Source organism: Serratia sp. Z4, from assembly GCF_009900725.1.
GTDB classification, from domain to species: Bacteria; Pseudomonadota; Gammaproteobacteria; order Enterobacterales; family Enterobacteriaceae; genus Serratia; species Serratia nematodiphila.
In genome coordinates this window covers 1,320,706-1,335,627 of record NZ_JAAABD010000001.1, presented here as the reverse complement: position 1 = coordinate 1,335,627, position 14,922 = coordinate 1,320,706, and the positions used below count along the sequence as shown (strand labels likewise).

At 61.6% G+C, this 14,922-nt stretch carries 14 protein-coding genes; 10 read left to right on the top strand and 4 right to left on the bottom strand.

Annotated elements, in window-relative coordinates:
* The first annotated feature begins 13 nt into the window (after positions 1-13).
* The 3 genes from hxpB to GT753_RS06630 all read left to right on the top strand — a co-directional run bounded on the left by hxpB (position 14) and on the right by GT753_RS06630 (position 3,209).
* The gene (gene hxpB, locus GT753_RS06640; protein WP_004931455.1) at positions 14-679 is read left to right on the top strand and encodes a hexitol phosphatase HxpB; all 666 of its coding nucleotides are present in this window, start codon (positions 14-16) and stop codon (positions 677-679) included.
* A gap of 408 nt (positions 680-1,087) precedes the next feature.
* Positions 1,088-1,636 carry a metal-dependent hydrolase gene (locus GT753_RS06635; RefSeq protein WP_004931456.1) on the top strand — a complete coding sequence of 183 codons (549 nt, stop codon included), beginning with the start codon at positions 1,088-1,090 and terminating at the stop codon, positions 1,634-1,636.
* 181 nt (positions 1,637-1,817) lie between these two features.
* On the top strand, positions 1,818-3,209 hold the full coding sequence (locus GT753_RS06630; protein ID WP_004931458.1) for an L-cystine transporter: 1,392 nt from the start codon (positions 1,818-1,820) through the stop codon (positions 3,207-3,209).
* Between the two features lie 63 nt (positions 3,210-3,272).
* Here the strand turns inward: GT753_RS06630 and phnX are convergent, their stop codons facing one another.
* Together phnX and phnW are read right to left on the bottom strand one after the other, a co-directional pair.
* Entirely contained in the window at positions 3,273-4,082 is an 810-nt protein-coding gene (phnX, locus tag GT753_RS06625; RefSeq protein WP_021505494.1) for a phosphonoacetaldehyde hydrolase, read from the bottom strand.
* A 9-nt stretch (positions 4,083-4,091) separates the two neighbouring features.
* On the bottom strand, positions 4,092-5,195 hold the full coding sequence (phnW, locus tag GT753_RS06620; protein ID WP_160125410.1) for a 2-aminoethylphosphonate--pyruvate transaminase: 1,104 nt from the start codon (positions 5,193-5,195) through the stop codon (positions 4,092-4,094).
* Between the two features lie 154 nt (positions 5,196-5,349).
* Here phnW and phnR point away from each other — a divergent pair, with 154 nt between their 5' ends.
* From phnR to GT753_RS06595, 5 genes are all read left to right on the top strand, one after another.
* Positions 5,350-6,069: a phosphonate utilization transcriptional regulator PhnR gene (phnR, locus tag GT753_RS06615; RefSeq protein ID WP_004931465.1), complete on the top strand. Its 720-nt coding sequence runs from the start codon at positions 5,350-5,352 to the stop codon at positions 6,067-6,069.
* A gap of 177 nt (positions 6,070-6,246) precedes the next feature.
* Entirely contained in the window at positions 6,247-7,257 is a 1,011-nt protein-coding gene (locus tag GT753_RS06610; RefSeq protein ID WP_004931467.1) for a 2-aminoethylphosphonate ABC transporter substrate-binding protein, read from the top strand.
* A 2-nt stretch (positions 7,258-7,259) separates the two neighbouring features.
* The gene (phnT, locus tag GT753_RS06605; protein ID WP_041922334.1) at positions 7,260-8,390 is read left to right on the top strand and encodes a 2-aminoethylphosphonate ABC transport system ATP-binding subunit PhnT; all 1,131 of its coding nucleotides are present in this window, start codon (positions 7,260-7,262) and stop codon (positions 8,388-8,390) included.
* A gap of 1 nt (position 8,391) precedes the next feature.
* The gene (phnU, locus tag GT753_RS06600; RefSeq protein ID WP_015377679.1) at positions 8,392-9,255 is read left to right on the top strand and encodes a 2-aminoethylphosphonate ABC transporter permease subunit; all 864 of its coding nucleotides are present in this window, start codon (positions 8,392-8,394) and stop codon (positions 9,253-9,255) included.
* Between the two features lie 2 nt (positions 9,256-9,257).
* Positions 9,258-10,061 carry an ABC transporter permease gene (locus GT753_RS06595; protein ID WP_015377678.1) on the top strand — a complete coding sequence of 268 codons (804 nt, stop codon included), beginning with the start codon at positions 9,258-9,260 and terminating at the stop codon, positions 10,059-10,061.
* Between the two features lie 45 nt (positions 10,062-10,106).
* On the opposite strand, the gene kdgR is transcribed toward GT753_RS06595, so the two are convergent.
* Positions 10,107-10,898 carry a DNA-binding transcriptional regulator KdgR gene (gene kdgR, locus GT753_RS06590; protein ID WP_160125409.1) on the bottom strand — a complete coding sequence of 264 codons (792 nt, stop codon included), beginning with the start codon at positions 10,896-10,898 and terminating at the stop codon, positions 10,107-10,109.
* A 230-nt stretch (positions 10,899-11,128) separates the two neighbouring features.
* Between kdgR and GT753_RS06585 the strand changes: the two genes are divergently transcribed.
* Entirely contained in the window at positions 11,129-12,523 is a 1,395-nt protein-coding gene (locus tag GT753_RS06585) for an MFS transporter (RefSeq protein ID WP_160125408.1), read from the top strand.
* Between the two features lie 51 nt (positions 12,524-12,574).
* Here the strand turns inward: GT753_RS06585 and htpX are convergent, their stop codons facing one another.
* Entirely contained in the window at positions 12,575-13,459 is an 885-nt protein-coding gene (gene htpX / locus GT753_RS06580; RefSeq protein ID WP_004931482.1) for a protease HtpX, read from the bottom strand.
* 369 nt (positions 13,460-13,828) lie between these two features.
* Between htpX and GT753_RS06575 the strand changes: the two genes are divergently transcribed.
* Entirely contained in the window at positions 13,829-14,920 is a 1,092-nt protein-coding gene (locus GT753_RS06575) for an ABC transporter substrate-binding protein (RefSeq protein WP_160125407.1), read from the top strand.
* Positions 14,921-14,922 lie beyond the last annotated feature (2 nt).

Genomic DNA, 14,922 nt, shown 5'->3' with positions numbered 1-14,922 from the left:
GAGTTAACCGCTAATGGCTTATTCGCAACGCATTGAAACCGCAATTTTTGATATGGACGGCTTGTTGATCGACTCGGAACCGCTGTGGCTGCAGGCCGAGCTGGATATCTTCGGCGCGCTGGGCTTGGATCTGTCCGACCGTCACAAGCTGCCGGACACGCTGGGGCTGCGCATCGATCTGGTGGTGAAAATGTGGTACCAGGCGATGCCGTGGCAAGGGGTTACGCTTGAAGAGGTGTCGGCGCGGATTATCGAGCGCGCCATCGAGCTGGTGCACGAGACGCGCCCGCTGCTGCCTGGCGTCCGGCAGGCGCTGGAGCTGTGCCGCAGCCAGGGACTGAACATCGGTCTCGCCTCCGCCTCGCCGCTGCACATGCAACGGCAGGTGCTGAAGATGTTCGATCTTGAAGGCTACTTCGATCAATTGGTTTCCGCCGAATACCTGCCGTACAGCAAACCGCATCCGGAGGTCTACCTGATCGCCGCCGAACGCCTGGGCAGCGATCCGCTGCGCTGCATCACGCTGGAAGACTCCTTTAACGGCATGATCGCCACCAAGGCCGCGCGCATGCGTTCCATCGTGATCCCGGCCGCCGAATACCGCCACGACCCGCGCTGGGCGCTGGCGGATCACCAGTTGGAGACCCTCGAACAGCTCACCCCTGCCCACTTTGCCTGATTCTGCGGCGCCGGGCACCGGCGCCCTGCGGCATAAAAGAGATCCGAACCGCAAAATAAACGAAACACCGTTTCATTTTATTGAATTGGCGTGACGTTCTCATTATGCTGCATGGCAGGGAAAGCGACGGCCCGCAGCGCGTTGTCACTGCCACGCAGCGCGCTTCAAGGCCGCCGCTTCCTCCCGCCGCACACCGTAAAACCGCGCTCGTTGCTTTCCGTTTCACTCCCCCATTGCCCGCTTTTTGTTCTCGCCCGTCAAAATCGATGATTTGTTACCCATTGCCGTAACAAGCCGTTGTAAAACAGGGGAAAATAAACAATTGGTTACAGGGTAACTGCTTCCACTACTGGGAATTTTCCCATATACTGGATAAATTAACAGTTTACCAGCCGGAATCGCAACAGCATGACCGCGGAAGGACACCTTATATTCTCTGTCGCTTGCGCGATCTTCGCCAAGAAGGCGGAAGTGACGCCAGAGCTGGCTACCGGCGACTGGTGGCACATCATACCCGCCGCGCTGCTGACCTCGCTGCTGCCGGACATCGATCACCCCAAGTCGGTGCTGGGCCAGCGCCTGCGCTGGATTGCCCTGCCCATCGCCCGCGCCTTCGGCCACCGTGGTTTCACCCACAGCCTGCTGGCGATCGCCGGCGGCATGGCGCTGTTCCAACTGGACGTACCGCGCAGCTGGCCGATCCCGGCCGATGCGCTGCACGCCATGATCATCGGCTACTTCAGCCATCTGTTGGCCGATATGCTCACCCCCGCCGGCGTGCCGCTGTTGTGGCCATGCCGCTGGCGTTTTCGCCTGCCGCTGCTCAACTCGCAAAAAGGCAACCAGCTGGAGCGGGTGCTGTGTCTGTGCCTGGTGGCGTTTGCCATCTGCTGGCAAGGTGATTTCACCCTGCCGGTGCAATCCTATGTCGAGCAAATCAGAAATATCAGACTCTGATCACAAAAAACCGCCTAACACATCACCTTGATGTATATAAAACGAACAAAAACACACAAAAAGCTATATCAAATTCCATTTGGATATAAGTAGGCCACTCAGCAAACTGTTACGATATTTACATCGTGACATACGTGATGCGTAGTCGTTTTTATAAGAAAGATTATTGGAGACATTGGGGATGAATCTTCCGCTCGTGATTAACGTGCTGGTGTTTGTCGCGCTCCTTTTGCTGCTGGCGCAAACCCGCCACAAGCAATGGAGCCTGGCGAAAAAAGTGCTGGTCGGCCTGGTGGTCGGCGTGGTGTTCGGTCTGGGCCTGCAGCTGGTGTACGGCTCCGATAACCCGGTACTGAAAGAATCCATCAGCTGGTTCAACATCGTCGGTAACGGCTATGTGCAACTGCTGCAAATGATCGTCATGCCGCTGGTGTTCGCCTCGATCCTGAGCGCGGTGGCCAAGCTGCATAACGCCTCTTCGCTGGGCAAAATCAGCGTCCTCACTATCGGCACGCTGCTGTTCACTACGCTGATCTCGGCGCTGGTGGGCGTGCTGGTCACCAACCTGTTCGGCCTGACCGCCGAAGGCCTGGTGCAGGGCGCGCAGGAAAGCGCGCGCCTGACGGCGATCCAGACCAACTACGTGGGTAAACTGGCCGATCTGACGGTGCCGCAGATGGTGCTGTCGTTCATCCCGAAAAACCCGTTCGCCGATCTGACCGGCGCCAGCCCGACCTCGATCATCAGCGTGGTGATTTTCGCCACCTTCCTCGGCGTGGCGGCGTTGCAGCTGCTGAAAGACGACAAGCCGAAAGGCGAGCGCGTGCTGGTGGCTATCGACACCCTGCAGGCCTGGGTGATGAAGCTGGTGCGTCTGGTCATGAAGCTGACGCCGTACGGCGTGCTGGCGCTGATGACCAAAGTGGTCGCCGGTTCCAACATTCACGATATCGTCAAGCTCGGCAGCTTCGTGGTGGCTTCGTACATCGGCCTGGCCATCATGTTTGTGGTTCACGCTGTCCTACTGGCCTTCACCGGCGTTAACCCGATGAAGTTCTTCCGCAAGGTGTGGCCGGTGATCACCTTCGCGTTCACCAGCCGCTCCAGCGCCGCCAGCATTCCGCTGAACGTGGAAGCGCAGACCCGTCGCCTGGGCGTGCCGGAATCCATCGCCAGCTTCTCGGCATCGTTCGGCGCCACCATCGGCCAGAACGGCTGTGCGGGCCTCTACCCGGCGATGCTGGCGGTGATGGTGGCGCCGACCGTCGGCATCAACCCGCTGGATCCGGTGTGGATCGCCACCCTGGTCGGCATCGTCACCATCAGCTCCGCCGGCGTGGCGGGCGTGGGCGGTGGCGCCACCTTCGCTGCGCTGATCGTGCTGCCGGCGATGGGCCTGCCGGTGACGCTGGTCGCGCTGCTGATCTCGGTCGAACCGCTGATCGACATGGGCCGTACCGCGCTGAACGTCAACGGTTCCATGGCGGCGGGCACCATCACCAGCCAACTGATGAAGCAAACCGACAAAGCCGTGATGGACAGCGAAGACGAAGTCGAATTGGCGCATCGCTAACGCCGTCTCAGAACGAAAAAACCGGGGATAATCCCCGGTTTTTTTATGCCCCGCGTTCGGTCGTTACGGCCGCTCGCCGTTCGCCAACCGCCGGTTGATGTCGGCAATCGCTGCCGGCAATTGCGCCAGCGTGTCTATCACATAGTGCGCGCCCGCCGCGTACAGCTTATCGGCGGCCGCCGCGCGGCGGCGCTCTATCTCGCCTGCCGTCATCCGGCGATACTCCTGCCAGGTGGCGCCAAACTCGTTGCCGGACAGCGCCAGCCCGACGCTCCACATCCCGGCGTTCAGCCCTTCGGCAATGCCCGGCACCGCGTCATCCACCTTCACGCAATGCGCCACCGCATCGATGCCCAGCGCGATCGCGTTCTGCAACGCCATCCACGGCCCCGGTCGCCCGCCGGCTGCAAGATCGTCGGTGGCGACCCAGTAATCCGGCGCGTAGCCGCGCTGCGCGGCGGCGGGCACCAGCACTTCCATCACCGCGCGCGGATAGCCGGAGCAGGAACCGATTTTAATGCCCTGTTCGCGCAGAGCGGCGATCGCCTGCGGCACGCCCTCGATGGGATCGGCAAAGTCGATCACTTTAGCGATTTGCAGCGGCATAAACGCCTGATACAGCGCGTCAATGTCCTGATGGCTCATCGAGCGTCCCAGCTTCTGCCGCCAGCGCGCGTCAACCGCCGGCAGCTTGCCCAGCGCCTCGATGTGCTGCCATTTGCCCAGCCCCATCGGAATGCGCGCCTCCGCCAGGCTGATGTCGATATCGAAGGTTTGCTTGAACGCCTCGACGAAAATCTGCGTTGGCGCAAAGGAGCCGAAGTCCACCGTGGTGCCCGCCCAGTCGAGGATCACTGCGTTGATCTGTTTCATGGTCAATCCTTATTGATTCCAGTACATCGCCTGCCCGACGGCCGCCAGCAAACGTTCGATATCTTGCGGATAGATTTCGCCGATGTTGCCGATACGGAAGCAGTCGCTCTGCGACACTTTACCGGGATAAATCACGAAGCCTTGTTCCTTGAGACGCTGATAAAACTCGGCGAAGCGGTATGTATCAGCCTTTGGCGAATAGAACGCGGTGATGATCGGCGAGTGCAGCGCATCGTCCAGCAGGGTCTCAAAACCCAGCTCGCGCATACCCGCCACCAGCCGCCGCTGATTGGCCTGATAGCGGTGGTGGCGCGCGGCAATGCCGCCCTCTTGTTCCAGCTCTTTCAGCGCCTGCGCGAAGGCCAGCACGGTGTGGGTCGGCGACGTAAAGCGCCATTTGCCGGCCTGATCCTCCATACAGCGCCACTGAGCATACAGATCCAGCGACAGCGAGCGTGAACGGCCGGCGCATTTCTCCAGCTCGCTGCGGCGGGCGATGACGAACGCGAAGCCCGGCACGCCCTGAATGCATTTGTTGGCGGAGCTGATCAGAAAATCGATGCCCAGCGCGTCCACATCCAACGGGATGCCGCCAAAGCTGCTCATGGCGTCGACGATAAAGGTCTTGCCATTGCGCGCCGCCAGGCCGGCGACCTTCTGCAGCGGATTGAGCATGCCGGTGGTGGTTTCACAGTGCACCATGGCGATATGGCTGATGCGCGCATCGCTTTTCAGCACCGCCCCCATCGCCGCCACGTCCGGTTCATTCACCTCACCGCAGTCGAAAGCATGGTGGTCGATATCCATCAGCCGCGCCATTTCGATCATCCGCGCCCCGTAGGCGCCGTTGTTGACGATCAGCAGCTTGTCGTGCGGGCCGATGACCGTGCCCAGCACGCCCTCTACCGCGAAGCTGCCGCTGCCTTGCAGCAGCACCGAGGTATAACCGGCAGACGGCGTCGCCAGCGCCACCAACCGTTGACGAATGCGCTGCACCACGCCGAGGTTGTAATCTTCATCCCAGGTGCAGCTGTCATACAGCATCGCCTCTTTCACCGTTTTCGACGTGGTCAACGGGCCGGGGGTCAACAGCAGGTAGTTACGATCGGACATGTTATTCACCTATTGGTCTATACCAGATTGCGATCATTGTGGCGGCAAATTCCTGCCCCGGTCAAACGACAAAGCGCGGTGAAACAAAAAATTCATCTGGCTATGTATAATAAGCGCGTGCCGGAATGTCGGGCCGATGCCATAGCGAGATGAAATGAAAGAACATCAGGGCGATATGCCTCACTACCTGCAGATCAAGGATCAGCTCCAGGCGCGCATCACCCGCGGCGCGCTGCAGGCCGGCGATAAGCTGCCTTCGGAGCGCGAGCTGTGCGCCATCTTCTCCACCACCCGCGTCACCATTCGCGAAAGCCTGGCGCAATTGGAAGCCACCGGCGCCATCTACCGCGCCGATCGCCGCGGCTGGTTCGTCACGCCGGAACGGCTGTGGCTGGATCCGACGCAGAACACCAACTTCCACCGTCTCTGTCAGGAGCAAGGGCGCACGCCGCGCACCGCGCTGCTGTCCGGCGAAAAAACCACGGTGCCGCTCGACGTCATGCAGCCGCTGGCGCTCGAACCGTTCGATCAGGTGTATCTGCTGCGCCGCGTGCGCTATGCCGACGGCCGCGCCATCTGCTATTGCGAGAACCACTGCCTGCCGCAGCGGGTGCCGGAACTGCTCAGTCACGATCTCAACGGCAGTCTGACCGAGGTTTATCAACAGCATTACGATTTGATTTACAGCAACATGCACCTGTCGTTCTACCCGACCGCCCTGCCTTACCGCGCCGCCAACGCGCTCGGCGCCATGGTCGGCCTGCCCGCGTTGCTGCTGCGTCGACTGAATTACGATCAGCACGGCCGCATCCTCGATTTCGATATTGAATACTGGCGCCACGACAGCCTGCGCATCGAAGTCGATACGCTCTAACCTCGATTATCACGGGGCCGGCGCCCGCCGCCCCGCCTTCCTCACCCACGCTCGATCCCCCTTTTAAGGCAAATATATTTTGCCGCTTTCATTTGTTTGTCATATTTGCCGATTAGCTTGGCCGCATATCTGGTGTATACCAGTTTCGCATTAACCCGCAACAGTGAGGCTGAAGCTATGAAATTTTCTCGTCTGGTCGTGATGACCGCCATCGCACTCGGCGCCGCGCCGGCCTGGGCCGCCGATGCGGTGGTGACCGTCTACTCCGCCGATGGTCTGCACGACGGCGATCACAGCTGGTATCAAACCCAGTTCGACGCCTTCACCCAGGCGACCGGCGTCAAGGTGCAGTACGTCGAAGGCGGCTCCGGCGCCATCGTGGAGCGCCTGTCGAAGGAGCGCAGCAACCCGCAGGCCGACGTGCTGGTGACGCTGCCGCCGTTCATCCAGCGCGCCGCCGCGGAAAAACTGCTGCAGGATTTCACCCCGCAGGATGCGGCGCAGATCGCCGACGCCCAGCCGCAGTTCGTGCCACTGGTGAACAACTACCTGAGCTTCATCTATAACGCCAAACTGCTGCCGCAGGCGCCTGCCAGCTATCAACAGCTGCTGGACGCGCAGTTCCGCAATAAGCTGCAGTACTCCACGCCGGGCCAGGCGGGTGACGGCACCGCAGTGATGCTGCAGGCGTTTCACAGCTTCGGCAGCAAAGATGCCGGTTTCGACTACCTCGGCAAGCTGCAAAGCAACAACGTCGGCCCTTCGGCCTCCACCGGCAAGCTGACCGCGCTGGTCAATAAGGGGGAGCTGCTGGTGGCCAACGGCGATCTGCAGATGAACCTGGCGCAGATGCGCAGCAACCCGAACGTCAAGGTGTTCTGGCCGGCCGGGCCGGACGGCAAACGCAGCACGCTGGTGCTGCCTTACTACATCGGCCTGGTGCAAGGCGCGCCGCAAAGCGCCAACGGCAAAAAACTGATCGATTTCCTGCTGAGCAAAGAAGCGCAGAGCAGCGTCAGCGCCATTTCCTACGGCATGCCGGTGCGTAAGGATGTCACCCCGACCGACGATAACTTCAGGCAGTCGCAGGCCGCGCTGCAGGGTGTAGAGATCTGGGCGCCGGACTGGAACCAGGTGGTGAGCAGCCTGTCCGCCGATATCTCCCGCTGGCACAAGGTGACAGAATGACGCTGACCATGCCTTCTACCCTCACTTCCCGCGCCGAGGCGCGGGATAGCAGCCGGGACATCGCCGGGCCGTCGGGCATTCAGCTCGACCGCGTCAGCGTGTCGTATCGCGGCACCGAGGTGCTGAAACCCCTGACGCTCACCATCGCCCCCGGCGAAGTGCTGGCGCTGATCGGCCCCTCCGGCTCGGGTAAAACCACCGTGCTGCGAGCGATCGCCGGCTTCGTGCAGCCCTCCGCCGGGCGTATTGCCATCGGTGACGTCGATGTCACCGACGTGCCGCCCTATGAGCGCGGCCTGGGCATGGTGGTACAGAACTACGCGCTGTTTCCGCATATGCGCGTCGAGGACAATGTGGCGTTCGGCCTGCGCGCGCAGGGCAAGCCGCGCGGCCTGACCGCCGAGCGCGTCGAAGAGGCGTTGGCCATCGTCGGCATGTCCGCCTACGCCAAGCGCTATCCCAACCAGCTCTCCGGCGGCCAGCAACAGCGGGTGGCGATCGCCCGCGCCATCGCGGTGCGCCCCAAAGTATTGCTGCTGGATGAGCCGCTGTCGGCGCTGGACGCGCAAATCCGCCACAGCATGGTGGAAGAGATCGCACGCCTGCACCGCGAGCTGCCGGATCTGACCATCCTGTACGTCACCCACGATCAGGGCGAAGCGCTGACGCTGGCGGACAAGATTGGCATCATGCGCGACGGCCATCTCATCGCCCACGGCGAAACCCGCGCGCTGTACCATCATCCGACGAACCGCTTCGCGGCCGAGTTCCTCGGCCGCGCTAACCTGCTGCCGGCTACCGCCCTGGAAACTACCGCGCAGCAAGGCATGACCACCGTCAGCTGCGCCGGCAAAGTGATCGGCTGTTTCACTTACGGCGCACAACGCGGCTTCGACAAGCTGCTGTGCATCAGGCCACAGCACATTGCGCTCGATGCCGATGCCCAGCGCAGCAACTGCATCATCGGCACGCTGCATGATATTCATTGGCAGGGAGAGTTGACGCACCTGCAGTTCGACGCGGAAGGCCATCCGCTGCGCGTGGTCACCACTCATCGCAGCCGGATGCCGCAGATCGGCGAGCGCGTGCCGCTCTACTTCGCCCCCGACGATGCGGTACTGATCGAGGACTGACATGACCGACTCTACGCTTATTCGCCCGGCCCTGCGGCTGCGTTTGCCGCGCCGCCTGTGGATCCTGTTGCCGCTGCTGGTGCTGGCGACACTGTTTTTCTACCCGCTGGCGCTGATCGTCAAACAGGCGTTTACCGACGATCAGGGGCTATTCAGCGCCGCCGCGCTGCAACAGGTGTTCGAATCCCACCGCTTTGTCGGCGCTCTGCTCAACACGCTGCAGATTGCGCTGCTGGCGACGCTGGGCTGCCTGGTGCTCGGCACCCTGCTGTCGCTGCTGCTGGTATTCACGCCGTTCCCCGGCAGCCGACTGATCGCCCGGGTGATCGATACCTTTATCGCCATGCCGACCTTCCTCATCACGCTGGCCTTCACCTTTATCTACGGCTCCGCCGGCCTGCTGAACGGCACGCTGATGGCGACCTTTGGTTTCACCCTGCCGCCGGTGGACTTTCTTTACTCCATCTGGGGCGTGATCCTGGCCGAAATCACCGTGTTTACGCCGCTGGTGATGCGCCCGCTGATGGCGGCACTGGCGCAGATCGACCGCAGCCAGCTCGAGGCCGCCAGCATCCTCGGCGCCCGACCGGGGCGCGTGGTGCGCCAGGTGATTTTACCGGCCGCGCTGCCGGCCTTGCTGGCCGGCGGCAGCCTGTGCCTGCTGTTGACCACCAATGAGTTCGGCATCGTGCTGTTTATCGGCGCTAAGGGCGTCACCACGCTGCCGATGATGGTCTACGCCAAAGCGATTCTGGAGGCGGATTACGCCGTCGCCTGCACCATCGCCGTGGTGAATATCGCGCTGTCGCTCGGGCTGTTCTCCCTTTACCGCTACGCCGCGGCGCGCGCCGGGCTGAGGAACTGACGATGTTGATTTGGTCTCGCACCAGCCGCACCCTGACCTGCACGCTGACGGTCACGCTGTTCGCCCTGTTCTTCTGCCTGCCGCTGGCGGTGATCCTGATGTCCAGCCTCAGTGAGCAGTGGAACGGCGTGCTGCCGAGCGGCTTCACCCTCAACCACTTCCGCCAGGCGTTCAGCGGCGCCTCCTGGGACGCACTGGTCGCCAGTCTGGCTATCGGTTTCAGCGCCAGTCTGTTCGCGCTGCTGTGCGGCACCTGGGCGGCGCTGGCGCTGCGCCACCATCAGGGGCGCGGCCAGCGGCTGCTGGGCACGCTGTTTTTCATTCCCAGCGCGGTGCCTTCGGTCTCTATCGGTTTGGGAATGCTGGTGGCGTTCAGCCAGGGGCCGCTGCAGATGAACGGCACCTTCCTGATCGTGCCCGCCGCCCACTTCGTACTGATTTCCGCCTTTACCTTCGGCAACGTGATGGCCGGGCTGACCCGGCTGCCTGGCGACTACGAGAACGTCGCCGCCAGCCTGGGCGCGTCGCCGCTGTTCCGCCTGCGTCACGTCACCCTGCCGATGATCGCTCCCTACATGATCTCCGCCTTCGCACTCAGCCTGTCGCTGTCGATGGGGGAGCTGGGCGCGACCATGATGATCTACCCGCCGAGCTGGGCGACGCTGCCGGTCACGATCTTCAGCCTGACCGATCGCGGCAGCATCGCCAACGGCGCGACGCTGACCATGATCCTGGTGGCGGCCACGCTGTTGCTGATGCTGGTGCTGGAGCGGATTTCTCAGCGGCTGACGCCCGGCGCGAAATAACAACAAGGCGCTGCCATGGCAGCGCCTCGCTCATCGAAACGACGGTCAGAACGGGTAGTCGTGATAGCCCTGCTGCTCGGAGATGCGCCGGGCGGCGACGTGCAGCAACGCCACATACTCCTCCCGCGCCGCGTCGGAAAAGCGCAGCGTCGGGAAAGAGATGCTCAGCCCGGCGATCGCCACCCCGAACCTGTCAAAGACCGGCACCGCGATGCAGCGGATCCCCGCCTCCTGCTCTTCGGCATCTTCGCCGAATCCCTGCTCACGCACCCGATCCAGCACCGGCAACAGTTCGGCGGCGCTGGTCAGGGTATGCTCGGTGCTGCGGGTAAATTCAATCTGCGACAGGATCTGCGCCACCTCCTCCCGATCGCGCCAGGCCAGCAGCACTTTACCGATGGCGGTGCTGTGCAGCGGGTTGCGACGACCGATGCGCGAATACATGCGCAGGTTGTACATCGCGTCGATCTTGTGGATATAGACAATGCCGTCCTCATCCAGGGCGCCGAGGTGGATGGTTTCGCGGGTGCGGTTCGACAGTTCACGCATCTGCACGTCGGCGCTGCGGATCAGATCGACGTTCTGCAACGATTTGGCGCCCAGTTCGAACAGCTTGAGCGTCAGCGCATACTTTTCCGTCTCGCCTTCCTGCGATACGTAGCCCAACGCTTTCATGGTTTGCAGAAAACGGTAGACGGTGCTTTTGGACATCATCACCCGCTGGGACAGCTCGGTAATGCCAATCTCGCGCTCATCGCCAAGCGCCTGCAAAATGCCGAACACTTTCATCACGGATGAGACGGCATCCGGTTGCTTGTCTGAATCTGCGTTAGCCATGGTGAATGCCCTACTTAACGGTTTTGTTTCAGGAAATTTAAACAAGGGTTTCAGTATAATCGGAACAGATCGCGACGCGCAACGCACATGGGCGCTAAGCGATTGAAGCCAAATGGATAACCCCGGCCCGCTCACCGCTATTTACAATTAAGCGGGCAACGGGCATGCAATCGCAGGTGATTATGATTAGCATGATAATACTCCCCTGAATAAACACCGCTGAGACCAACATGCGTTCTTGTTCCGACGGCCTCTCCGTCCCGCAACGCTATGGGGCGATCCTCGCCATCGCCCTCGGCATTACCGTATCGGTGCTCGACGGCGCGATAGCCAACGTGGCGCTGCCCACCATCGCGCGCGATCTTAACGCCAGCCCGGCCAGCTCCATTTGGGTGGTCAACGCCTATCAGTTGGCGATCACCGTCTCTCTGCTGTCGCTGGCCTCGCTCGGCGATCTGGTCGGCTATCGCCGCATCTATCAGGCCGGGTTGCTGGTGTTCAGCATCACCTCGCTGTTTTGCGCCCTGTCCGACTCGCTGCTCACGCTGACCATCGCCCGCGTATTGCAAGGCTTTGGCGCCGCCGCCATCATGAGCGTCAACACCGCGCTGATCCGCATCATCTACCCGCAGCGTTTTCTCGGCCGCGGCATGGGCATCAACTCGCTGATCGTCGCCTGCTCCTCGGCGGCCGGGCCGACGGTGGCGGCGGCGATCCTGTCGGTCGCATCCTGGCAGTGGCTGTTCGCCATCAACCTGCCGATCGGCATCGTCGCACTGCTGCTGGGGATGAAATTCCTGCCGGCCAACGGCCAGAAAAGCGATAACCGCCGTTTCGATCCCACCAGCGCCGTGCTGAACGCGTTGACCTTCGGCCTGCTGATCACCGCCATCAGCGGCTTCGCCCAGGGCCAGAGCCTGACGCTGATCTTCAGCGAAATCGCCGCACTGCTGGCGATTGGCGCGGTGTTCGTGCGCCGTCAGCTGCGCCAGGAATTTCCGTTGCTGCCGGTCGACCTGCTGCGTATCCCGATCTTCGCCCTGTCGATGGGCACCTCAATCTGTTCGTTCGCCGCGCAAATGCTGGCGATGGTGTCGTTGCCGTTCTTCCTGCAAAGCGCGTTGGGCCGCGACGAGGTGGCGACCGGGCTGCTGCTGACGCCGTGGCCGCTGGCGATCGTGGTGATGGCGCCGATCGCCGGTCGGCTGGTGGAGCGCGTGCACGCCGGCCTGCTGGGCTGCATTGGGCTGGCGGTGTTCGCGCTCGGGCTGTTTTCGCTGGCGCTGCTGCCGGCGGCGCCGTCGAATATGGACATCATCTGGCGCATGGTGCTGTGCGGCGCCGGTTTCGGCCTGTTCCAGTCGCCCAACAACCACACCATCATCTCCGCCGCGCCGCGCAACCGCAGCGGCGGCGCCAGCGGCATGCTGGGCACCGCTCGCCTGCTGGGGCAAACCTCGGGAGCCGCGCTGGTGGCGCTGATGTTCAACCTGTTCCCGGCCTCCGGCACCCACGCTTCACTGATCCTGGCTGGGGTGTTCGCCACCCTGGCTGCGGCGGTCAGCAGCCTGCGCATCACTCAACCGACGACGCAAACGGCGCAGCCCAGCCGCGAGGTGAAATAGCGGACATAAAAAAACCCCGGCAAGCCGGGGTTTTTCATTTCATTCAGCCGATTACTTCAGGTACTGGCCGGTACGCAGCGCTTCGATACGCTTGTCGAGCGGCGGGTGCGACATGAACAGCTCGCTGAACGACTTGGATTTACCATTAATGCAGAACGCCATCATGCTGCCCGCTTCCTGCGGTTCATAGCTGGTTTTCAGACGCTGCAAGGCGGCGATCATCTTCTCGCGGCCCACCAGTTTGGCGGAGCCGGCGTCGGCATAGAACTCGCGGTGACGCGAGAACCACATGGTGATGATGCTCGCCAGGATGCCGAACACCAGTTCCAGCACCATCGACACCGCGAAGTAAATCATCGGGTTGCCGTTGCCTTCCCCTTCGCCATCCCCGTCGCGGTTGCCGAGGAAACCGGCAGCGACCTGCGCGATGAGGCGCGAAATGAAGATCACGAAGGTGTTCACGATGCCCTGAATCAGGGTCATGGTCACCATATCGCCGTTGGCGACGTGGCTGATTTCGTGCGCGATGACCGCTTCCGCTTCGTCACGGCTCATGCTCTGCAGCAGGCCGGTGCTGACGGCGACCAGCGAGGCGTCGCGGCGTGCGCCGGTGGCGAAGGCGTTGATGTCCGGCGCGTGGTAGATAGCGACCTGCGGCATGGCGATGCCCGCCTGCTGCGACTGACGGCGCACCGTTTCCAGCAGCCAGTTTTCGGTTTCGTTACGCGGTTGTTCAATCACTTCCCCGCCGACGGAGCGCAGCGCCATCCACTTGGACATCAGCAACGACACGAAAGCGCCGCCGAAGCCGAACAGACCGGCCATGATCATCAGGCCCTGAACGCTACTGGATTGGATTCCTGTCAGGCTGAGCACCAGCCCGAAAACCAACATCACCGCCAGGTTGGTGAGCAGGAACAGAGCTATACGCATCATAAAATGTTTACTTCCTCATAAATGTTAACAAAACGCTGTCCAAGATACCCTAGATCGTATGGGCATTCGTCACAGTTTCAAGAGTCGCGCGCCATTAACCTACTAAAAATACGAAACTTTACAAAAACGACGCGCGACCGGGATTTGGCAAATTGTAAACGATTGTTGCGCAAGGCGGAGGGATTTTGCAGAAAAATTTCTTTGTCCGCACGCCATGACAACGAGAACCGTTATCCTCACGCTTTATAGGCCAATATACGCTCAGCGCGCTTCATCATGCCCCGCCTGATTCAGCGGCGACGAAAGTTTGAATCTCGCGATTAATTGTTACATTATAACATCACAACTAATCGTAAAGGGATGTCAATCATGTTATCGCGTATCGTCTGGATGCTGGCGACGTGGCTGCTTTTCTGCCAGGTCGCGCACGCTGAAATTCACCTCACCGACGTTGAAGGACGCCAGGTTACCCTGGCCGCCCCCGCACAGCGCGCCTATATCGGTTTTTACTACGAAGATTTTCTGGCGGTGAACGGCCCGGAGAGTTATCAACAGGTCGTCGCCTTCTCCAAAAGCGACTGGGCGTTGCGCGCCAGCCAATGGGCGCGCTATCAGGCGGCGCTGCCACGGCTCGCTCAGCTGGTCGATGTCGGTTCGCTCTATAACCAGAGCTTCGATTTTGAACGCCTGCTGACCACGCGACCAGACCTGCTGATCCTGGCGAAGTGGCAGCTCGACGGCTTCGCCAACTACCTGCCGGTGCTGCAACAGCTCAACATTCCTTACATCGTCGTCGACTTCAATCAGGGCGTTGAAGTCAAGCTCGCCAGCATCCGGTTAATGGGCCAGGCGATGGGCCACGCCGAGCGAGCGGAACGGCTGGCCGACGAATATCGCCAAAGCCTCGAGGATACCCGTCGGCGCATCCGCCAGGCGCAGCTGCCGCCGCCGGTCACCTACATTGAGCTGGGGGACAAGGGCCCCGGCGAGTACGGCAGCAGCTATGGCGCATCGATCTGGGGGCCGCTGCTGCAGCTGGCCGGCGCCGACAATATCGCCGCCGGCGTCGTCGGCAGCCCTTCTCCGTTGCGCGCCGACTATGTCCTGACCCAACGGCCCGAGGTGATTTTTCTCGCCGGTGGCGACTGGGAAAACATGCCGAACGCCGTGCCGATGGGCTACGGCACGCAGGCAGCCCCCCTACAGACGCGCCTGACGCAATACGCCCGGCGGGCGGGATGGCCGCAGCTGCCGGCGGTAAAAAATCAGCGTCTTTATGCGCTTTACCATGGCGGCGCGCGCACGATATACGATTTTATCTTTGTCCAGTATCTGGCGAAAGCGCTCTATCCCGTCGCGTTTGCCGATGTTGATCCCGCGCGCAATCTGGCGCAGTTCTACCATCAATATTTGCCGATAGAGGCGGACGGCGTCTTCTTGCAACGCTGGCAAGGAGAATAACC